The 21,293-nt window shown below is 62.1% G+C and carries 18 protein-coding genes and 2 pseudogenes; 11 read left to right on the forward strand and 9 right to left on the reverse strand.

The window, feature by feature from the left end; genetic code table 11:
- Positions 1–5: 5 nt before the first annotated feature.
- Positions 6–890, forward strand: a complete 885-nt coding sequence (gene rarD / locus RGV59_RS02965) for an EamA family transporter RarD (RefSeq protein ID WP_017847851.1) — start codon at positions 6–8, stop codon at positions 888–890.
- Positions 891–1,112: 222 nt separating this feature from the next.
- On the opposite strand, the gene RGV59_RS02970 is transcribed toward rarD, so the two are convergent.
- A complete protein-coding gene (locus RGV59_RS02970; protein ID WP_017847852.1) occupies positions 1,113–1,631 on the reverse strand; it encodes a glycine cleavage system protein R in 519 nt (172 codons plus the stop codon).
- A 388-nt stretch (positions 1,632–2,019) separates the two neighbouring features.
- On the opposite strand from RGV59_RS02970, the gene RGV59_RS02975 reads away from it, so the two are divergent.
- Positions 2,020–4,197, forward strand: coding sequence for a malate synthase G (locus tag RGV59_RS02975; protein WP_046489083.1), 2,178 nt, complete (start codon positions 2,020–2,022; stop codon positions 4,195–4,197).
- Positions 4,198–4,353: 156 nt separating this feature from the next.
- Here the strand turns inward: RGV59_RS02975 and RGV59_RS02980 are convergent, their stop codons facing one another.
- Entirely contained in the window at positions 4,354–4,800 is a 447-nt protein-coding gene (locus tag RGV59_RS02980; RefSeq protein ID WP_017847854.1) for a response regulator, read from the reverse strand.
- A gap of 247 nt (positions 4,801–5,047) precedes the next feature.
- Here RGV59_RS02980 and RGV59_RS02985 point away from each other — a divergent pair, with 247 nt between their 5' ends.
- From RGV59_RS02985 to RGV59_RS03020, 8 genes are all read left to right on the forward strand, one after another.
- The gene (locus RGV59_RS02985; RefSeq protein ID WP_032804651.1) at positions 5,048–6,970 is read left to right on the forward strand and encodes a DUF294 nucleotidyltransferase-like domain-containing protein; all 1,923 of its coding nucleotides are present in this window, start codon (positions 5,048–5,050) and stop codon (positions 6,968–6,970) included.
- Positions 6,967–7,674 (forward strand): PolC-type DNA polymerase III, encoded by a 708-nt coding sequence (locus RGV59_RS02990; protein ID WP_017847856.1) that lies wholly within the window; start codon positions 6,967–6,969, stop codon positions 7,672–7,674. Before RGV59_RS02985 ends, RGV59_RS02990 begins: the two co-directional genes overlap by 4 nt.
- Positions 7,675–7,771: 97 nt before the next feature.
- The gene (locus RGV59_RS02995) at positions 7,772–8,290 is read left to right on the forward strand and encodes an RNA polymerase sigma factor (protein ID WP_026140138.1); all 519 of its coding nucleotides are present in this window, start codon (positions 7,772–7,774) and stop codon (positions 8,288–8,290) included.
- Positions 8,287–9,255, forward strand: coding sequence for a FecR family protein (locus tag RGV59_RS03000; protein WP_322246871.1), 969 nt, complete (start codon positions 8,287–8,289; stop codon positions 9,253–9,255). The genes RGV59_RS02995 and RGV59_RS03000 overlap by 4 nt, the downstream gene beginning before the upstream one ends.
- 228 nt (positions 9,256–9,483) lie before the next feature.
- Positions 9,484–11,913 (forward strand): TonB-dependent siderophore receptor, encoded by a 2,430-nt coding sequence (locus RGV59_RS03005; RefSeq protein WP_104904335.1) that lies wholly within the window; start codon positions 9,484–9,486, stop codon positions 11,911–11,913.
- 62 nt (positions 11,914–11,975) lie between these two features.
- On the forward strand, positions 11,976–13,079 hold the full coding sequence (locus RGV59_RS03010) for a PepSY-associated TM helix domain-containing protein (protein ID WP_275958613.1): 1,104 nt from the start codon (positions 11,976–11,978) through the stop codon (positions 13,077–13,079).
- Complete coding sequence (locus tag RGV59_RS03015; protein WP_046489074.1) at positions 13,076–13,258, forward strand: hypothetical protein; 183 nt, start codon at positions 13,076–13,078, stop codon at positions 13,256–13,258. Before RGV59_RS03010 ends, RGV59_RS03015 begins: the two co-directional genes overlap by 4 nt.
- A gap of 399 nt (positions 13,259–13,657) precedes the next feature.
- Positions 13,658–14,287, forward strand: coding sequence for a glutathione S-transferase (locus RGV59_RS03020; protein WP_017847862.1), 630 nt, complete (start codon positions 13,658–13,660; stop codon positions 14,285–14,287).
- An 84-nt stretch (positions 14,288–14,371) separates the two neighbouring features.
- Here RGV59_RS03020 and creD read toward each other — a convergent pair.
- From creD to RGV59_RS03040, 4 genes and pseudogenes are all read right to left on the reverse strand, one after another.
- Positions 14,372–15,535: pseudogene (gene creD / locus RGV59_RS03025) on the reverse strand (cell envelope integrity protein CreD); the annotation flags it as partial.
- Between the two features lie 49 nt (positions 15,536–15,584).
- Positions 15,585–16,874 (reverse strand): ISL3-like element ISPpu12 family transposase, encoded by a 1,290-nt coding sequence (locus RGV59_RS03030; protein WP_004574636.1) that lies wholly within the window; start codon positions 16,872–16,874, stop codon positions 15,585–15,587.
- A gap of 21 nt (positions 16,875–16,895) precedes the next feature.
- Positions 16,896–17,408 carry a signal peptidase II gene (gene lspA, locus RGV59_RS03035; RefSeq protein ID WP_004863699.1) on the reverse strand — a complete coding sequence of 171 codons (513 nt, stop codon included), beginning with the start codon at positions 17,406–17,408 and terminating at the stop codon, positions 16,896–16,898.
- 3 nt (positions 17,409–17,411) lie between these two features.
- Positions 17,412–18,308, reverse strand: coding sequence for a cation transporter (locus RGV59_RS03040; protein WP_004574643.1), 897 nt, complete (start codon positions 18,306–18,308; stop codon positions 17,412–17,414).
- Between the two features lie 95 nt (positions 18,309–18,403).
- On the opposite strand from RGV59_RS03040, the gene cadR reads away from it, so the two are divergent.
- Positions 18,404–18,811, forward strand: coding sequence for a Cd(II)/Pb(II)-responsive transcriptional regulator (gene cadR / locus RGV59_RS03045; protein ID WP_004364961.1), 408 nt, complete (start codon positions 18,404–18,406; stop codon positions 18,809–18,811).
- A gap of 74 nt (positions 18,812–18,885) precedes the next feature.
- Here cadR and RGV59_RS03050 read toward each other — a convergent pair.
- From RGV59_RS03050 to creB, 3 genes and pseudogenes are all read right to left on the reverse strand, one after another.
- A pseudogene (locus RGV59_RS03050) lies at positions 18,886–19,125 on the reverse strand (inner membrane CreD family protein); the annotation flags it as partial.
- A gap of 51 nt (positions 19,126–19,176) precedes the next feature.
- On the reverse strand, positions 19,177–20,616 hold the full coding sequence (creC, locus tag RGV59_RS03055) for a two-component system sensor histidine kinase CreC (RefSeq protein WP_322246872.1): 1,440 nt from the start codon (positions 20,614–20,616) through the stop codon (positions 19,177–19,179).
- Positions 20,616–21,284, reverse strand: a complete 669-nt coding sequence (creB, locus tag RGV59_RS03060; protein WP_017847865.1) for a two-component system response regulator CreB — start codon at positions 21,282–21,284, stop codon at positions 20,616–20,618. The genes creC and creB overlap by 1 nt, the downstream gene beginning before the upstream one ends.
- Positions 21,285–21,293 lie beyond the last annotated feature (9 nt).

The following is a 21,293-nucleotide window of genomic DNA, read 5'->3' on the forward strand; positions in this document are numbered from 1 at the left end:
CTGCAATGCACGCCGCCAACCCCCGCAAGGGCTACATCCTGGGCCTGAGCGCCTATGTCATCTGGGGTCTGTTCCCGCTCTATTTCAAAGCCATCGCCAGTGTCCCCGCCGCCGAAATCATCGTACACCGTGTGCTCTGGTCGGCGCTGTTCGGCACGCTGTTGCTGATGGTCTGGAAACACCCCGGCTGGTTCCGCGAACTGCGCGATAACCCGCGGCGCCTGGCGATCCTGGCGCTCAGCGGGGCGTTGATTGCGGCTAACTGGCTGACCTATGTGTGGTCGGTGAACAGCGGACGCATGCTCGAAGCCAGCCTGGGTTACTACATCAACCCGCTGGTGAACGTGTTGCTCGGCATGCTGCTCCTCGGCGAACGCCTGCGCCGCCTGCAATGGCTCGCCGTCGGTCTCGCCGCCGCGGGGGTGGCGCAACAGGTGTGGCAGGTGGGCAGTTTGCCGTGGGTGTCGCTGGCGCTGGCGCTGACCTTCGGTTTCTATGGCCTGATCCGCAAGCAGGCGCCGGTCAAGGCACTGCCGGGGCTGGTGGTGGAAACCTGGATGTTGGTGCCGATCGCCGTCGCCTGGTTGCTGTTCAACCCGTCGGCGCACAGCGCGCAGCTGGCATTCTGGAGTACGTCCGAAGCCTGGTGGCTGGTGGCCGCCGGCCCGGTGACGCTGATCCCACTGGTGTGCTTCAACGCCGCCGCACGGCATTTGCCCTACACCGCCCTGGGCTTTTTGCAGTACGTGGCGCCGACCCTGGTACTGCTCGAAGCGGTGCTGCTGTTTGGTGAACAACTGGCAACCAGCACGCTGATCGCCTTCGCGTTTATCTGGGCCGGCCTGGTGGTCTACAGCCTGGACGCCTGGCTGACCGTGCGCAAACGCTGATCAAATAACGTACAAACTTCTGCAAGCCACGGCCCGCATGGCTTGCAGAGAACCACCCCAAGGTTATCCACAACCTGATCCCCGCCATTTGTGTACAAGCCCTTGAAACTGCTCGTTTTTTGCTCAGGTGACGGAGACGCACGGCCGGCGTGGCCTGGCGCCGGGTCTCTACAGGTTATCCACAGGCCCATGCAAGATTTCCATGCATAACCTTGTGGGTGGTTATTCCTCGCGGCGCAGTTCCAACTCCACCATCAAGTCGTCGGCCAGGGTTTCCAGGGCCGCTTGCAGGGTGTCCAGCGCCAAGCCAGACGGCACCGCCAGTGATGCATCGGCGTGGAACAGCGGATCGCCGCTCATCGGCGCCGGGCGCACGTCGGTACTCAAGCGTTCGAGGTTCACCCCCTGCTTGCTCAACAGCGCGGTGATCTCACGCACGATCCCCGGCCGGTCGTTACCTACCAGCGTCATGGTGATCGGTTTGGACGCCGCCGCCTGCCCGGCGCCGCTCTCGCCCACCAGCACGCGGATGCCGTGTGTGGATAAGTCCTCCAGCGCATTCACCAGGGCCTGACGGTTCTCGGCGGGAACGCTGACCCTCAGAATCCCGGCAAACTGCCCGGCCATGTGCGCCATGCGGCTCTCCAGCCAGTTGCCGCCGTGGGCCGCGATGTTCTGCGCAATGCGTTCAACCAGGCCGGGTTTGTCGGCGGCAATGATAGTGAGTACAAGATGGTCCATGGCGAAGCCCTCTGGAATTCAATCTACAAGGTGGACGCAGATGCCCACGAAAACAAATCGTGTACCATTTTTATATTTATCTGGAACAATCCATCTGTTTCTTGAGAACATCCCAGACCCCACTGTGACCATACGACCAAAGTGGGTCGCTAAACGACGTATTTAGTCTAATTTTCACAAGCGCAAGTCATCATGTAGTATGCGCAATCGCGCACTACATAACGTTGGGTCGATGTCTGCCACGGCAACCATGCTCCGCGACACAGCCTGCCCAGCCGCCTTCACAGGCATGTACCGGCGCAGCGTGCCCGCGGTTTAAATGGCCAGAGGCTTCATTGGTAAATTGAAAAGCTGAAAAGCGCATAAGCTCCGCAGAGTGAGGCAAGCAATGACTGAACACGTTCAAGTCGGTGGCCTGCAGGTCGCCAAAGTCCTGTTCGACTTCGTGAACAACGAAGCCATTCCCGGTACCGGCATCACTGCCGACCAGTTCTGGGCCGGTGCCGACAAGGTCATCCACGACCTGGCACCGAAGAACAAAGCCCTACTCGCCAAACGCGACGATTTCCAAGCGCGGATCGACACCTGGCACCAGACTCACGCCGGCCAGGCGCATGACCCGGTGGCCTACAAAGCCTTCCTGCAAGATATCGGATACCTGCTGCCAGAAGCCGCAGACTTCCAGGCCTCGACCCAAAACGTCGATGACGAAATCGCCCGCATGGCCGGCCCCCAGCTGGTTGTGCCGGTGATGAACGCCCGTTTCGCCCTCAACGCCTCCAATGCGCGCTGGGGCTCGCTGTATGACGCGCTGTATGGCACCGACGCCATCAGCGAAGCCGACGGCGCCGAAAAGGGCCAGGGCTACAACAAGGTGCGCGGCGACAAGGTCATCGCCTTCGCCCGCGCCTTCCTCGACGAAGCCGCACCGCTCAGCGCCGGCAGCCACGTCGATTCCACTGGCTACAAGATCGTTGACGGCAAACTCGTGGTCAGCCTCAAAGGCGGCAGCAACAGTGGCCTGCGCGACGATGCCCAGTTGATCGGTTTCCAGGGCGACAGCGCCCAGCCGATTGCGATCCTGCTCAAACACAACGGCCTGCATTTCGAAATCCAGATCGATGCCAGCACCCCGGTCGGCCAGACCGATGCGGCCGGCGTCAAAGACGTGCTGATGGAAGCCGCGCTGACCACCATCATGGACTGCGAAGACTCCGTCGCCGCCGTCGATGCCGACGACAAAGTGGTGATCTACCGCAACTGGCTCGGCCTGATGAAAGGCGACTTGGCCGAAGAAGTGGCCAAAGGCGGCAAGACCTTCACCCGCACCATGAACGCCGACCGCGTCTACACCGGCGTGAATGGCCAGGACGTGACACTGCACGGTCGCTCGCTGCTGTTCGTGCGCAACGTTGGCCACTTGATGACCATCGACGCGATCCTCGACAAAAACGGCAACGAAGTACCGGAAGGTATTCTCGACGGCCTGCTCACCAGCCTGGCGGCGATCCACAGCCTCAACGGCAACAGCAGCCGCAAGAACAGCCGCACCGGCTCCGTGTACATCGTGAAACCAAAGATGCACGGCCCGGAAGAAGCGGCATTCACCAACGAGCTGTTCGGCCGCATCGAAGACGTGCTGAACCTGCCGCGCAACACCCTCAAGGTCGGGATCATGGACGAGGAGCGCCGTACCACGGTCAACCTCAAGGCCTGCATCAAGGCCGCCAGCGAGCGCGTGGTGTTTATCAACACCGGCTTCCTCGACCGCACCGGCGATGAAATCCACACCTCCATGGAAGCCGGCGCGATGGTGCGCAAGGCCGCGATGAAGACGGAAAAATGGATCGGCGCCTACGAAAACTGGAACGTCGATATCGGCCTCGCTACTGGCCTGCAAGGCCGTGCGCAGATCGGTAAAGGCATGTGGGCCATGCCCGACCTGATGGCGGCGATGCTCGAACAGAAAATCGCCCACCCGCTGGCCGGCGCCAACACCGCCTGGGTGCCGTCGCCGACGGCGGCTGCGTTGCACGCGTTGCACTACCACAAGGTCGACGTGTTCGCGCGCCAGGCCGAACTGGCCAAGCGCGAGCGCGCGTCGCTGGACGATATCCTGACCATCCCGCTGGCGAACAACCCTAACTGGTCGGACGAAGAAATCCGCAACGAGCTGGACAACAACGCCCAGGGCATCCTCGGTTATGTGGTGCGCTGGATCGACCAGGGCGTCGGCTGCTCGAAAGTGCCGGACATCAACGACATCGGCCTGATGGAAGACCGCGCCACCCTGCGCATTTCCAGCCAGCACATCGCCAACTGGCTGCGCCACGGCGTGGTCACTCAGGATCAGGTGATGGAAAGCCTCAAGCGCATGGCGCCGGTGGTAGACCGTCAGAATGCCGGGGATGCGTTGTACCGCCCGCTGGCGCCGGACTTCGATAGCAATATCGCGTTCCAGGCGGCGGTGGAGTTGGTGATTGAAGGCACCAAACAGCCTAATGGTTATACCGAGCCGGTGTTGCATCGCAGGCGTCGGGAGTTCAAGGCTAAAAACGGCCTGTAAATGAAAAAGCCCTGGTCTTGCGATCAGGGCTTTTTCTTTGAGGCTTGTGGTGTCCGGAATGGCCTCATCGGGGGCAAGCCCCCTCCCACAGTTGACCGCGTACATCCTGTGGGAGGGGGCTTGCCCCCGATGAGGCCATTACATACACCGCAAAAATCAGGACCTCATCCCCAACTCGCGCTTGACCATCTTCGCCAACTTCACGCTATCAATCGGCTTGAGCAAAAAGTCCACCACGCTCAAATGCATCGCATCGATCACATCCAGCGCTCCGGCGTTCCCGGACACAACGATGATCGGCAACGCCGCGCGCTCGGATTCGCGCACTTCGCGAATCAACTGGAGGCCGTTGCTCGGCGCCATGCGCAGGTCGGTGATCAGCAACCCAATGGAGCGGCTCGACTTCAAGAGTTTCAAGGCTGCCTCACTACTCTCGGCGGTCATGCAGCGAATCCCGTCCAGGCCCAGGATTTCCGCCAGCAGTTCGCGCGCATCCTTGTCGTCGTCGACGATCAACACGCGTTGTGGCGGTAAATCAGGCTTCAGCATCACAGCGCTCAGCGCTTCGCGCTCGGCATCACTCAAAATATCGTGGTCGGACATACGGTTCTCAGCTAGCTCTCATCAATCTCCCAGCACACTCGTCAGACATCTGCGGAAGGGCGAACAATGTGCACTTCGTCGGAAAGTTTGCCTAGTGGGCGTTCTACGGGGTTTGGACGATCGTCATGTAAGGTTTTTCCCTAGTTATGCGCCGTTTTCATCGACCTAGACTTACGTCCAATGGGCACCCGCCGTGCAGGAGTCGACCATGCAGGACGATAACGACAAAAACATCGCGGTCATTGTTATGAGTAAAGCTGATGCATTCGCCCAGGCGGGAAAAACTGCGGTGTTGCAGAACATCCACGGCACCTTGCAGTTCCTGCAACGCTTCCCGCCGTTCAACCAAATGGAAAACGCGCACCTCGCGTTCCTGGTAGAGCAGTGCCAATTGCGCTTTTATGGCCCCGGCGAAAGCATCCTCAAGCCGTCGGCCGGGCCGGTGGAGCACTTTTACATCGTCAAGCAGGGCCGGGTCATCGGCGAACGGCCGGATTCGGCCGAACCCACCTTTGAGATTGCCACCGGCGAGTGCTTCCCCCTTGCGGCACTGCTGGGCGAACGTGCGACGCGCACCGAGCACAAGGCCGCCGAAGACACCTTCTGCCTGCAACTGAACAAGCCGGCGTTTATCAAGCTGTTCGCGCTGTCCAGCGAGTTCCGCGATTTCGCCTTGCGCGGCGTCAGCAGCCTGCTCGATCAGGTCAACCAGCAAGTGCAGCAAAAAGCCGTGGAAACCCTCGGCACCCAATATTCCTTGAACACCCGCCTCGGTGAGTTGGCCATGCGCCACCCGGTGACGTGCAGCCCGGCTACACCGTTGCGCGAAGCGGTGACGCTGATGCACGAGCAACAGGTCGGCAGCATTGTGATCGTGGATGAGCACAAGGCGCCCCTGGGGATCTTCACCCTGCGCGATCTGCGCCAGGTAGTGGCCGACGGCACCAGCGATTTCACCCTGCCGATCGACGCGCACATGACCCATGCGCCGTTCTTCCTCACCCCGGACCACAGCGCCTTCGACGCCGCCATCGCAATGACCGAGCGGCATATCGCCCACGTGTGCCTGGTCAAAGACCAGCGTCTGTGCGGCGTGGTGTCCGAGCGCGACCTGTTCTCCCTGCAACGCGTGGACCTGGTCCACCTGGCCCGTACCATCCGCAACGCGCCCAAGGTGGAAAACCTGGTGGCGATACGCGGCGAGATCGGCCAGTTGGTGGAGCGCATGCTGGCCCATGGCGCGTCGTCGACCCAGATCACCCACATTATTACCCTGCTCAACGATCACACCGTGTGCCGGGTCATCGAGCTGACCCTCGCCGACAAAGGCGACCCCGGCGTGCCGTTCACCTGGTTGTGTTTCGGCAGCGAAGGCCGGCGCGAGCAGACGCTCTACACCGACCAGGACAACGGCATCCTGTTCGACGCCAAGGACGCCGCCGAAGCGGCTGAGATCCGTGCGCGCCTGCTGCCCCTCGCGCAGCAGATCAACCAGAGCCTGGCGCAGTGCGGCTTCACCTTGTGCAAAGGCAACATCATGGCCGGCAACCCCGAGCTGTGCCTGTCGCGGGCCGAATGGGCGCGACGGTTTGCGGCGTTCATCCGCGAAGCCACGCCGGAGAACCTGCTGGGGTCGACCATCTATTTCGACCTGCGGGTGGTGTGGGGCGATGAACAGGGCTGTGAACAACTGCGCCAGGGCATTCTCGACCAGGTCGCGGATAACCGCCTGTTCCAGCGCATGCTGGCGGAGAACGCCTTGCGCCAGCGCCCGCCGGTGGGGCGCTTCCGCGATTTCGTGCTGACGCGCAAAGGCGGCGAAAAAGCCACCCTCGACCTCAAGGTGCAGGGCCTGACGCCCTTTGTCGACGGCGCGCGCCTGCTGGCCCTGGCCAACGACGTCCACGCCATCAACACCCTGGAGCGCCTGCGCCAGTTGGTGGTCAAGGAAGTGATCGAGCCGCTGGATGGCGCCGCCTATGAAGAGGCGTACCACTTTATCCAGCAAACCCGCATGCAGCAGCACCAATTGCAGATGCGGGAAAACCAGCCGTATTCCAACCGCGTCGACCCCGACAGCCTCAACCACCTGGACCGGCGCATCCTGCGCGAATCCCTGCGCCAGGCCCAGCGCCTGCAAAGCAGCCTGACCGTGCGGTATCAGCTGTGAACTTATTTGGTTGGTTGCGCACGGCCAAACCCCATCTCGACGCAACACAACAGCAGCGCCTGGCGCAGTTACCCCAGCCGGTCGCGCTGGGCGACGCGGCATTGCGCAGCCAGCGCTGGGTGGTGCTGGACCTGGAAACCAGCGGCCTGAACCTCAACCGCGATCAGGTGTTGTCCATCGGTGCGGTGGTGATCGAGGACGGCGCGGTGGATTTTTCCCAGATGTTCGAGCGCACCCTGCAACGCGCCGAAACAAAACTCAGCCCCAGCGTGCTGATCCACGGTCTCGGCCCCAGCGCGATCGCCGCCGGCAGTGACCCGGTGGACGCGTTGCTGGATTTCATGGAGTTCGTCGGCGACAGCCCGTTGCTGGCCTTCCATGCGCGGTTCGATCAACACATGCTGGCCCGGGCGCTCAAGGACAGCCTGGGTTATCGCCTGGCCCATACCTTCCTCGACGTGGCCGACATCGCCCCGCTGCTGTACCCCGAGGCGCTGCTGCGCGAAGCCGGGCTGGACGACTGGATCGACCACTTCCACCTGCAGGTGGGCGAACGCCATCACGCCAGCGCCGACGCCCTGGCCACTGCGGAGCTGATGCTGATCCTGCTCAGCCGCGCGCGCCAGCAGCACATCGACACACCGCGCGCCCTGCAAGCACGTTTGAGCCAATGGAAACGGCGCAAGCAGGCGCCATCGTTTTAATAGCACCGCCGGACAGACGCCAATTGCGCCCGCTGCACGCCTCTGACACAATCGCGAATAATTCTCGTTAGTTTAAACTTGTTTATTCGGTGATGCCTTGTCGTCGGTCCAGACCCCACACAGTGAGCTTGTCGGTGCGTTGTATCGCGACCATCGCGGCTGGCTGCTGGCCTGGCTGCGGCGCAATGTGGCCTGCCCGAGCCGCGCCGAAGACCTGAGCCAGGACACCTTCATGCGCCTGCTCGGCCGCGACGGGTTGCGCGAACCCCGCGAGCCCCGCGCCTTCCTGGTGGCGATCGCCAAAGGCTTGCTGTTCGACTACTTCCGCCGCGCCGCCCTGGAACAGGCCTACCTCAGCGAATTGATGCTGATCCCGCAAAGCGAACAGCCGTCGCCGGAAGACCAGCAACTGATCCTCGAAGACCTCAAGGCCATCGACCGCCTGCTCGGCACGCTGTCGAGCAAGGCCCGCGCCGCGTTCCTCTACAACCGCATCGACGGCCTGGGCCACGCCGACATCGCCCGGCGCCTCGGCGTGTCGGTGCCGCGCGTGCGCCAGTACCTGGCCCAGGGCATCCGTCAGTGCTACATCGCGTTGTATGGCGAGCCGCTGTGAGTGCGATCAGTTGCAAACCGGTGTCAGCCCGGGTGCTGGATGCGGCGATTGCCTGGCAACTGTCCCTCGACTCAGGGGACGGCAGCGCCGTGGAACAGGAGGAGTTCGCCAAATGGCTGGCCAGCGATGCAGAACATGCCCGCGCCTGGCGCCAACTGGGCCTGCTCGACCAGCGCTTCAGCGTGGCCTCGGGCCCGGCGCGGGCGGCGTTGTTGCAGTCACGCGAGGGCATTCGCCAGCGCGTGCGCAAACTCGGCAGCGGCCTGGCGAGTATCGCACTGGTCTGCGGCCTGACCTTGTTTGCCGGGGAGCGTTATGTACCGCTCCACTATTGGCTGGCCGATCAACGCACCGCCACCGGCGAACAACGCACGCTGACACTGGCGGACGGCACGCAGATCAACCTCAACACCCACAGCGCCATCGATGTGCGCTTCGATGAAAAACGCCGGCTGATCGTGTTGCAGGAAGGCGAAATCCTCGTCGAAACCGGCCACAACGATGCGCGCCCGTTCTATGTGCAGACCCGCGACGGCAGCCTGCGCGCGCTGGGCACGCGGTTTATCGTCAAACGCGAGGACGCCGCCACGCGCCTGAGCGTGCTGCAATCGGCGGTGGCCGCGCAACCCGAGGCGCTGCATCAGGAACAGATCTTCAAGGCCGGCCAGCAAGTGCTGATGCGCAGCGACAGCCTCGGCCCGCTGCTCGCCGTCACCCCCGCCACCGACGCCTGGACCCGCGGCATGCTGGTGGTGGACAACGCCCGCCTGGGCGATGTGGTCGAGGAACTGAGCCGTTATCGCCGCGGCTACCTGGGTGTGGATAACGCCGTGGCCGACCTGCGCATCACCGGCAGCTTCCCGCTGCACGACACCACCCTGGCGCTCAACGCGCTGCTGCCGACGCTGCCGGTGCGGATCGAACAGCGCACGCCGTGGTGGGTGACGGTGAAGGGTAGGCCCTAGGTCCGGCGGTGTCTGGGATATTGCTCGCGCGAGCAATCCCGCTCCCACCTTCGACCGCGTTGTATCAGGCTGAACGCGGTCGAAGGTGGGAGCGGGCTTGCCCGCGATGAGGCCCTCAAGAACACCGAATAGCCCCAGGCAACAATTATTTTCCCCAAGCCCTATCACTTTTCGAATCTCGCTCGGCACAGGGGTAATTGCGAATTACTTCCATTCAGGAGCCGCCCCATGTCCCGCACGCTAGACACCTTGTTGCGCCCCAGCCTGTTAGCCGTGGCCATTGCCCTCAGCACCCCGCTGACCAGCAGCGTGCTGATCGCCGCCGAGCAAGCGTCCAGCGTGCGCGCCTACAACCTGCCCGCCGCGCCATTGGCCGCCACCCTGAACCAGATCGCCAGCCAGGCCGGCCTCGCGCTGACCCTCAGCCCGGCACTGGCCGCAGGCAAAACCTCGGCGCCGGTCCAGGGCCAGTTCGACGCCCCGGGCGCACTGCGCGAGGCACTGCGCGGCAGCGGCTTGCAGGTGGAGCAGAGCAGCGCGGGGACTTACACGCTGGTGGCGATTGCGGACGGGGTCGTGGCGTTGCCGCAAACCAGCATCGTTGCCCAGGGCAACACTGAAAGCGCCTGGGGCCCAGTGCAAGGCTACCTGGCGACGCGCACCGCCGCCGGCACCAAGACCGATACCGCGCTGGTCGAAGCACCGCGCTCGATCTCCGTCGCCACCCGCGAGCAGATGCAGGACCGCAACGTGCAGAACCTGGATGACGCCGTCAAATACATGCCCGGCATTGTGTCCGCCAGCTACGGCAGCGACACCCGCTACGACTGGATGCGCGTTCGCGGCTTCGAACCGACCCAATTCCTCGACGGCCTGCCGTTGCCACGCGGTGTGTACGCCAACCCCAAGGCCGAAACCTGGAACCTGGATCGACTCGCCCTGCTGCGTGGCCCAGCCTCCTCGGTCTATGGCCAGACCCCGCCGGGCGGCCTGCTGGACATGGTCAGCCGGCGCCCCAGCGCGGAGTCGAGCCATGCCATTCAAGTGCAGTACGGCAGCGACAACTATCGCCAGATCAATTTCGCCAGCACCGGCAAAATCGATGATGAAGGCCAGTTCCTTTACGGCGTCAGCGGCGTGGTCCGGGATGCTGGCACCCAGGTCGACCACATCGACAACAAGCGCTACAACATCGCCCCCAGCCTGGTCTGGAACATCGACCCCGATACCCAACTGACCTTGCTCTCGCAGTTCACCCGCGACGATACCGGCACCACCAGCCAGTTCCTGCCGATCCAGGGCACCAAGATCAAATCGCCGCTGGGCGAGGTCTCCCACCACAAGAACCTCGGCGATCCGGACTATGAATTTTACGACCGCACCTACTACGCGCTGGGCTATGCGTTCGAGCATCGCTTCAACGATACATGGCAGTTCCGCCAGAACCTGCGCTACACCAAGTCGGAGCTGGCGTTCCAGCAACTGACCGTGGGCTCACTGATCTACGGCCCTGCCGACGCTGCGGGCAACATCGGTCGTTCGTCGACCAACGTTGACGAAAACATCGGCCAATTCGCGGTCGACAACCATTTCCAGGCTGACTTCAACACGGCTGACATCACGCACACGCTGTTGCTGGGGCTCGATCATCAACGCACCGACACTTCGTATCTGTCGATTTTCAGCAGCGCCGGTACGACCAATATCTTCAACCCGACCTACGGCCAGACGATCGTCCGCCCGCCGCGCTCCGACGCGTACTACGACTACAACCAGAAAACCATACAGACCGGCCTCTACGTGCAAGACCAGATGGCCCTCGACAAATGGCGCCTGACCCTCGGCGGGCGTGAAGACTGGGTGCATCAGGGCACCACGTACTTCAACAAGGACGACGCGACCAACACCGACCGCAGTCGGAACTTCAGTGGCAACGCGGCGTTGAGCTATGTCTTCGATTCGGGCTTCGTGCCGTACCTGTCCTACGCCGAGTCCTTCCAGCCGGCGAGCAATGCCAGCGTCGACCCGGTCAAATCGTACAAGCCCACGCAGGGCAAGCAATGGGAACTGGGGGTCAAGTATCAGCCTCCCGGCTCCAACACATTGCTCAGCGCAGCGGTTTACGACCTGACCCAGAAAAACGTGCTGGTCACCAGCTTCGGCGCCGGGGGCGAATCGGTGACCGACCAGACCGGCGAAGTGAAGGTCAAGGGCCTGGAACTCGAAGCCGTGTCTGACGTGAGTGAAAACCTCAAGCTGATAGCCGCCTACACCCTGGCCAAGTCCGAAGTGCAAAAAGGCCAATACAAAGGCAACCGCCTGCAACTGATGCCGAACCAGCAAGCCTCCCTGTGGACGGACTACACCTGGCACAGCGGCATGCTCGACGGTTTCGGCATTGGCGCCGGGGCCCGCTACACCGGCAATACCTATGGCGACCAGGGCAATACCTGGACGGGCAAGGCCAACGCCTACACGGTGTTCGACGCCGCCGTGCATTACGACCTCGGCCGCCTGGACAACAGCCTCAAAGGCGCCTCGCTGAAACTGAACGCGACCAACCTGTTCGACAAGGACTACCTCTCCACCTGTGACGGTTCCTACTGCTACTTCGGCGACCAGCGCAGTGTGGTCGCCAGCGCCACCTACCAGTGGTAAACGACTGAGTTAACCATCCGGCCGCCCCCTGGGGCGGCCCGGGTGTGTCTGAAGGCCAACAAATGAAAAGCCGAACCATCCGCCGCTGGTCCTTTATCCACACCTGGACCAGCCTGATCTGCACCTTGTTCCTGCTGCTGCTCGCCCTTACCGGCCTGCCGTTGATTTTCCACCACGAGCTCGATCACCTGCTGGGCAACGAACCCGAGTTGCAGCAGATGCCCGCCGACACACCACAGCTGAACCTCGAGCAACTGGTGGCCAAAGCCCAGGCGCATCGCCCTGGCGAAGTCATGCAATACCTGGCGTGGGACGAAGACGACCCGCACGGCGTGATCGCGATCATGGCCGCCACCGCCGGCACCGAACCCAATGCGTCGCACACGTTCATGCTCGACGCGCGCACCGGCGCAACCGTGGAGATGCCGTCGGCCAACGGCGGCTTGACGCTGTTCCTGCTGCGCCTGCATGTGGATATGTTCGCCGGCCTGCCGGGCAAGTGGCTGCTGGCGTTCATGGGCCTGTTGTTTGTGCTGGCGATTGTCTCGGGCACGCTGCTTTACCTGCCGTTCATGCGCCGCTTGACGTTCGCCACCGTGCGCCAGGACAAATCCACCCGCCTGCGTTGGCTCGACCTGCACAACCTGATCGGCGTGGTCACCCTGACCTGGGCGCTGGTGGTCGGCGTGACCGGCGTGATCAGCGCCTGCGCCGATCTGATCATCGCCGCCTGGCGCACCGACAGTCTCAGCGCGATGGTCGAACCGTACCAGCACGCCCCGCCGCTGACCCAGCGCGCACCGACCAACGATCTGCTCAAGATCGCCGCCGCGGCCGAGCCCGGCATGCAGCCGGACTTCATCGCCTTCCCCGGCACGCGCTTTTCCAGTGAGCACCATTACGCGGTGTTCATGAAGGGCAGCACCCACCTGACCTCGCACCTGCTCACGCCGGTGCTGATCGACGCCAGCAGCCTGGCCGTCACCGCGATCGCCGAGCGGCCGTGGTACATGGACGCCATGGGCATGTCGCAGCCGCTGCACTTCGGCGACTACGGCGGCATGCCGATGAAAATCCTCTGGGCGCTGCTGGATGGGCTGACCATCGTCGTGCTCGGCAGCGGTGTGTACCTGTGGTGGGTGCGGCGCAAGGCGGGCAAGGCATGAGGCCGCGTCAGTCGAGTTTCTGGAAGGTGTTCGGCATTCCGCTGGGGATCGGCCTGCTCAGCGCCGTCGGTTTGTTTGCCGCGTTGCTGGGGGATGGGCTGTGGGATGCGCTGAGTTGGGTCGGGTTGGGTATTCCTGCGGTCATTGGGACTTGGGCGTTGTTCAGGCGGCGTGGCTGAGGACGCCATCGGGGGCAAGCCCCTCCCACATTTGGAATGCATTCCCCTGTGGGAGGGGGCTTGCCCCCGATGAGGCCCTCAAGAACCACAGCCCCCCCTCGCCAGCCACCGCGCAACCCACTAGGCTAGCGACTGCCCATCCCATCCATAGGGATTGGCTGTGGGATGCGCTGAGTTGGGTCGGGTTGAGTATTCCTGCGGTCATTGGGACTTGGGGGTTGTTCAGGCGGCGTGGCTGAGGACGCCATCGGGGGCAAGCCCCCTCCCACATTTGGAATGCATTCCCCTGTGGGAGGGGGCTTGCCCCCGATGAGGCCCTCAAGAACCACAGCCCCCCCTCGCCAGCCACCGCGCAACCCACTAGGCTAGCGACTGCCCGTCCCATCCAGAGGAATGCCTATGTCCGCTCCCAGCATGACCTTGTTCCACAACCCCGCTTCGCCGTTCGTGCGCAAAGTCCGCGTGCTGCTGGCCGAAACCGGCCAGCAGAACCGTGTGGCCCTGCAGCTCTGCATGCCGACACCGGTCAACCCGGACGTGCAACTGGTCAACGAAAACCCGGTGGGCAAGATCCCGGCCTTGCGCCTGGCCGATGGCACGGTGTTGCACGACAGCCGGGTGATCCTCGATTACCTCGACCACCAGCACGTCGGCAACCCGCTGATCCCGCGTGACGGCTCGGCCCGCTGGCGTCGCCTGACCCTGGCCTCGATGGCCGACGCCATCATGGATGCCGCCGTGCTGGTGCGTTACGAGAGCGCCCTGCGCCCGCCGGAAAAACACTGGGCGCCGTGGCTCGACGAACAGCGCAACAAGATCCGGCGCACCCTGGCGGAGCTGGAAGCGGATGCGATTGCCGAACTGGCCAGCCACTTCGATATCGCCGCGATCAGCGTGGCCTGCGCCTTGGGTTACCTGGATTTCCGCCACCCGGACCTGCACTGGCGCGACGCCAACCCCCAGCTTGCCGCCTGGTACGCCGAAGTCAGCCAGCGCCCTTCGATGCTTGAGACACAGCCGCCGGTTTGACCCTGCGCATAGGTGGCGCAGGAAACAACGCCACAATCCTCGCCACCAACTGCGCTCGCTCCCGCTGGTCCTCACGCAACCCGATCATTGCACGGCCTCCAGATCGAATGCCAAGGGCTCGGCCGCCTTGCGTTTGCCCACGCCGTACCAATCGAGTTTGCGTGTCAGCACCATCACCGTCCCCAGCAGGCCGAACAGCAACAGCGAGCCCATCAGCAGCGCGTAGTCCTCGGCACTCAACAGCCCGTACAACAAGCCATACAACGCCGCCAGCCCGGCCGAAAACCCCAGGCCGTGGGCGACGCTGCGCAGCACATGGCACACGTAGAAACCAATCAACAACACACAGGCACTCGCCGAGATCAGGTACGCCAAGGCAAAGCCCAGGTGCTCGGACAACGACAGCAATAACAGGTAGAAAAACGCCAGGGCGAACCCCACCAGGGCGTACTGGATCGGATGCACCGCCAAGCCCTTGAGCACTTCGAACAGGAAGAAACCGGCAAAGGTCAGGGCGATGAACAGCAGCGCATATTTGATCGCGCGGTCGCTCTTGAGGTACTGGTCCACCGGGTCGATGAAGTTCACCCCGAAGCTGCGGTTGTTGAAGTCGTCACAGCCGCGTTCGTCCAGGCAGCCGCGCAGGGCTTCTTCGAGGTTGGTGGAGAAGAATGAGGTCTGCCAGTTGGCGCTGAAGCCCTTGTCGGTGACTTCCCGTTGCGCCGGCAGGAAGTTGCCGATGAAGCTCGGGTGCGGCCAGTTGGAGGCCAGTGTGACCTGGCTGGTCTTGCCCACCGGCACCACTTGCAGTTGCTCGGTGCCTTGCAGGCGCAGGTCGAAGGCGAAGTCCAGCGCGGCAGGGGTTTTGCTGTCCAGCTCCGGCAGCGCCACATGCACCCCCTCGCCCAGCCACTCCACGTGGGTGCCTGGCGCAAACTCCAGGCGCTGGCTGCCCAGCTCCAGCTTCAGTGCGTTTTCGATACCGCGAATATCGCTGATACCCACCGCCAGAAACGCCGGCTCAAAGCGGTAATCGGCGAAATTTTCCTTGATGCCCCATTGCTCCGGCAAGACGAAGCGTCCGCTGATGCGGTTGTCGGCGTGGAACAGCCGGGCCTGGTAGATGCCACGCGCACGCAGTTCGGTCTGCACCCGCCCGTCGAGCTCAAAACGCTCCGGCAGGAAATACAGACGACCGCGCACTTCACGGGTTTCCTCGTAGCGCCTGTTGAGTTTTTCGGGTATACGGATTTAATGGTTGATGGGGCACCTTCACCCCATCAATCTGATACCACCCTCAGATGGTTGATAGATCGACTCCGTAGTTGAGTTCCTCTGCGAAGTCCGGCAGTCCGTAACCGATGGTTTTCTTGTAGAAAGGAGAGACCTTCGCAGTCGGTGCCTTCTTCTTGTGCTTCGTGGTGTAGAGCATTCGTGCCCGCATCACCTCGAAGGAGTAACCGCGCCCTTCACGGTTCTTGTCCTTGGCCAGTCGGTTGATGGACTCCGTGTAAGCGTTGGTGACGGGCATGTCCGTCTCGAAGTAGGTCATGGTCTCTTCGCGCCAGTTTCCCACTGCCCTGACCAGATCGCTCCAGACTTCCTTTTGGCCCTTCGGGATGGTGGCTATCCACTCGTCCAGGGCGGCTTCTGCCTGGAGCCGTGTGGTGGCGTCCCAGATGCCGTAGAAGCGCTCCTTGTGCTCGTAGGCGGCCAGCAGTTGCGGGAACGCGCCTGTCCAGGTCTCCATGATGAGGCGCTCCCGGTCTGAGACTTCGTGAGCGCGTTTCAGCAGGATTTTCCGGTCTCCCTTGAGAGTCCGGCTCTGGGACGGTTTCAGCTCCTTTCTGAGGCCCTTGCGCACTCTCTCTAGGGCATCGTTGGCCATGCGCACCACATGGAACTTATCGACCACGATACGGGCCTGGGGCAGCACAGCCTTGACCGCTGCCCGGTAGGGGTTCCACATGTCCATGCTGACGATCTCGACCTTCTGCCGGTCTTTCAGCTTCATCAGGTAGTTGGTCACCACGTCCTGGCGGCGGGTGGCCAGCAGGTCGAGCAGGGTTCGCTCCTCAATGTTGGTCAGAATGCAGCGGTAGCGCTTGTTCAGGTATAGCTCGTCAATGCCCAGGATGCGGGGCGTCTCGAAGCGGTGCCAGCGCCCCAGGAACTCGGCGCGGGCGTTGAAGATGTCGCGCACCGTCTTCTCGTCCAGGCCGGTCTGTGCCGCCACAAAGGTGTAGGGGTGGTTGAAGGATTCCTTCTCCACGTACTCATGCAGCCGCAGTGTCATACGGAATCCGTCCACCATCTCCGGTAGCTGGGGCCTGAATGTTGTCTTGCAGGCCCGGCAGGTGTATCGGCGGCGGACCACCCAGAGAGTGACCCGCTTGCCGTGGATGGGCAGATCACGATAGGGAACGTCACGCTTGCCGAACCGTACGAACTCACCCTGCACGCCGCATTCCTCGCAGGCGATGGGATCGGGCACGTCCACCTGGAAGTGCATTTCGTCGTCGGTTGATTTGCAGCCCAGTACTTGGTATTGCGGCAGGTGAAGGATGTTGTCGGGAAGTTCGGTCATGGTGTTGTATAGGCGTAGGTGTCAGTCAGATCCATCCGGCTCGGCATTGGTGTTTGCTTTTTTACCCAACAAGCTGCTGGAAACGAAAAGTAAGGCACCGAGGACAATTGCAATATCAGCCAGGTTGAAGGCCGGCCAATGCCAGTCTCGCCAATAGAAATCAAAGGAATCCACAACATAGCCGCGAAAGACCCGGTCAATCAGGTTGCCCATGGCGCCACCGAGGATAAGACTGTAAGCGATGGCTTCTCCTTTATGACGATTTTCAAGGATCAGCTTGATCAGAAAAATCGAGACCACTACCGCGATTCCGATAAAAAAGTAGCGCTGCCAGCCTCCACCATTCGCAAAAAGACTGAATGCGGCACCGGTGTTCCATAGGTGCACCCAGTTAAAGAACGGGGTCACCGAAACATACTCGCCATAGGCCATTGATTGCTGCACCAGCCACTTTACAGCCTGATCAGACGCTGCCAGCAGGCCCGATATGGACAATAGGGCATACGGCGAGAGCTTTTTGCCAATAATGAGCATTATTTAACCCTTCAACGCCAAAATGCGTCTGGCACCGTTAAGTACAATGCCCCCCGCGATGGTGCCGATAATCAGATCCGGATAATTGGAACCGGTCCACGCGACCAGGGCGCCGGCGGTGATGACCCCCAGGTTGATCACCACGTCGTTGGCCGAGAATATCCAGCTTGCCTTCATGTGCGCCCCGCCTTCCCGATGTTTGGATATGAGCAGCAGACAACTGGTATTGGCAATCAATGCGACGAATGCGATAGCCATCATCACCAGCGATTCAGGCTCACTACCGAATACAAAGCGTCTCACCACCTCTACGAGCACGCCCACAGCCAAGATCAGTTGCAGTACACCAGCAAGATGCGCGGCACGTACCTGCATTTTCACGCTATGTCCAACCGCATAAAGGGCAAGCCCGTACACCGCCGCATCGGCAAAATTGTCCAGGGATTCTCCAATCAGGCCGGTGGACTGGGCGATCAGACCGGCAGTCATTTCCACCACGAACAGAAGTGCATTGATGCCGAGCAACCAGCGCAGGGTCCCGGATTCTTGCTTAGCAGAAGCTGCCGAAAACTCGGCGGCCTTGATGGTCTCCGGATTTGCAGCGACGGTTTCCTGAAGCGAGGCGCCTAGCCCCAAGGTCTTCAGTTTCGAGGTGACGGGCTCGACCTCGCCGTCATGCACGACCTTCAGCCGGCGGTTCGACAAGTCGAAGGACAGCGCCCGAATCTCCTCAAAGCCGTTCAGGGCTAGGCGAATCATTCGTTCTTCTGATGGACAGTCCATCTTCGGCACGGCATAAACACTGACCCATCTCCCTGGCGCCTCGGAGGAGGCCTGTATATCGGTATCCGCTGCGGACGTTGCATCACCGCCACAGGCGCCACCACAGGATTTGCTCATGATACGACTCCACTTGAACAATGTTGTGGTACCATTTAAAACTATAAAGCTACTATAAGGTCAATAGAGTAAAGAATCCGTTGGGGAGGAGGCTGATGCGCATTGGTCAGTTGGCGCAGTTGGTAGGGGTCGAAACACAGACGATCCGCTTCTATGAACAGCAGGGCTTGTTGCCGCCGCCTGATCGGCAGGACAACGGTTACCGTGTCTATACCGAGAAGCATGGTGAGGGGCTGGCCTTCATCCGTCGCTGCAGAATCCTGGGCCTGTCACTGGCTGAGATTCACGAACTACAGAGCTATCAGGACGACCCTCATCAGCCTTGTACCGCCGTCAACGCCTTGCTCGATGATCACATCTCTCATGTGCGGTCGCAGATAACCGCTCTGCAAGCGCTTGAGAAACAACTCGTTTCACTGAGAGCGAGTTGCAACGATGACCGGGAAGTTGAGGCGTGTGGGGTTCTTGCTGGAATTAGCGAAGGAAACATGCACCAGCAGTAGGTGAAGCATCAACCAGATAATCCGATGAGATGCCGGTCTGTCTCACTCTCATGCAAAGGTAAGATCAACCATTTAATCCGCTTACCCAGTTTTTCATTGAGCTTCCACTCGCGGACAGTCTTGCGGTACGGCACCACCATCACCGGGCCGGTGAGGCGCTGGCTGTAGCTGGAGCTACGGGCGATATCCATCAGGACACTGTCGCGAGTGTATTGGCGGTCGGCGATGAGGCCGTTGATCATCAGCAATGGAATCAGCAATAGCAGGATCAATAGCGCAATCGCGCCAAGTTTGAAAAGCAGGCTGCGGTTCATGGGGCTCTCCCTGTTTTGATGGGGAAAGCGTGAGCCGCGCATGTGGGAAATTTATGTGGGCAGTGTGGAGACTGTGTGGAGATGCAGCACCACTTGCACGCCACCGTGTACGTTGCCGATCTGCAACGTGCCGCCATGCAGCTTCATCACTTCCTCGACAAAGTTGAGGCCCAGGCCGGTGCTTTTGCGCCCGCTGGCCGGACGCGGCAGCGAGTAGAAACGCTCGCTCAGGCGCGGCAAGGCGTAGTCGGGAATCGGCGCGGCCTGGTTGAACAGGCTGACCTGCACAGCGTTGTGCCGGGTCTGTGCGCTGAACCGCAACACTCCGCCCGCCGGCGTGAAGTCCAGGGCGTTGTCGAGCAGGTTGCCCAGGGCCTGGCGCAGCAGGAACGGTTCGCCGAAGACCTTCACCTCAGCGCCGATCGTTTGTTCGATGCGCAAGCCGGCACCTTCGATGCGCGCGCATTGGGCCTTGAGCACATCGTCCACCAGCGCGGCCAGCGGCAGGCTGGCTTGCGCCTCCAGGCCCTGGCGATGCTCGACCTGGGCCAGGTTCAGCAAGCGCTCGATCAACTGCTGCAGGCGGGTACTTTCGCTGTCGATATTGCCGACAAAGCGCTGTTGCTGCTCGCGGCTCATGTCGCCCTGCAACAGCTCGGCCGCGCCGCGAATCGCCGCCAGCGGGCTCTTCAATTCGTGGGTCAGGGTGTGGACGTAATGCTCCACATAAGCCTTGCCCTCCAGCTGTGTCCGCATGTGCTCCACAGCGGTGGACAACTGCTTCAGCTCGCCGCCACGGTAATGCGGCAATTCGGCGCGCCGCCCCTCGCTGACCGCCTCGGCATACGCGGTAAGCCGGCGCAGTGCCACGCTCAACCACCATGACAATAGCGCACCGAGCAGCAGGCCAAGGATCACCAAGCCGGCGCCGTACCACAGCAACCGGTGCTCGGTGCGATCGACATAAGGCTGCAGCGAACTGTTCGGCTTGGCCACCGTGACCACGCCGATGATCTGCCCGTTGTCGCGAATCGGCGCGCCCACGTGCATCACCGACGAGGCCGGATCATCCGGCGCGCTGCGGGTGGAACGCGCGCCGTACTCGCCGCGCAGGGTCAGGTACACGTCGTTCCATTTGGAGTAGTCCTGGCCCACGGCTTCGCCGCTGGAGTCGAGCAACACCATGCCGTTGGCGTCGGTCACGTAGATGCGGTGGTTGACCTGGTTTTTCGGCAGGCCCCAGATGGTCGCGCCCGGCTGACGGGTGCCGTAGGCCTTGAGCAGCTCCGGCCAGTGGCTTTGGGCGAGGGTGCCGTTCTTGACGTCGTTGCGCAGGATTTCGGCCAGCAGGTTGGCGGTGTCCACCAGGGTTTCTTCGGTGGACTGGCGCACGCCGGGGCGGATTTCCTTCATCACGGTGTTCAGCACGAAGTAACCGGTGAAGCCGATAAACAGCGCGTAGACCAGGAAAAACCGCAGCCCCAGGCGCATCAGCTGTGGCTCGGGCTGTAGCTGTAGCCGAGGCCGCGATGGGTCTGGATCGGTTCGGCCTGCGCCGCCACGCTGCGTAATTTGCTGCGCAGGCTTTTGATATGGCTGTCGATATTGCGCTCATAGCCGGCATCGGCCGGCACGCCGACCGCGTCCAGCAGTTGTTCGCGGCTGAACACACGCTCGGGTTGTTCCAGCAGGCTTTGCAGCAAGCGGAACTCATGGCGGGTCAGGCTCAGTGCCAGGCCACGGTAGGTGATCTGCATGCGCTCCAGGTCGACCTGGAACAACGCCGGAACGACGCCAGGGCCGACGCGCTTGAGGATCGCCCTGACCCGCGCCGCCACTTCCCGTGGGCTGAACGGCTTGACCACATAATCGTCGGCGCCGATCTCCAGCCCGACCACGCGGTCGATCTCGCTATCGCGGGCACTGAGAAACATCACCGGCACTTCGCTGAAGCGCCGCAGTTGCTTGCAGGTTTCAAAGCCGCTGATGTCGGGCAGGCCGATGTCGAGGATGATCAGGTCGGCCGGGGTCTGGCGCTGGTGGGCCAGCGCTTCCTGGCCGAGGCTCAGCCAGGTGGTGGTAAAGCCCTCGCCTTGCAGGGCGAAAACCAGTGTGTCGGCTATCGCCGCTTCGTCTTCGACAATCAGGATGTGCGGCATGGCGGTCCG

This window comes from Pseudomonas sp. FG1 (assembly GCF_034313875.1).
Classification (GTDB): Bacteria; Pseudomonadota; Gammaproteobacteria; order Pseudomonadales; family Pseudomonadaceae; genus Aquipseudomonas; species Aquipseudomonas veronii.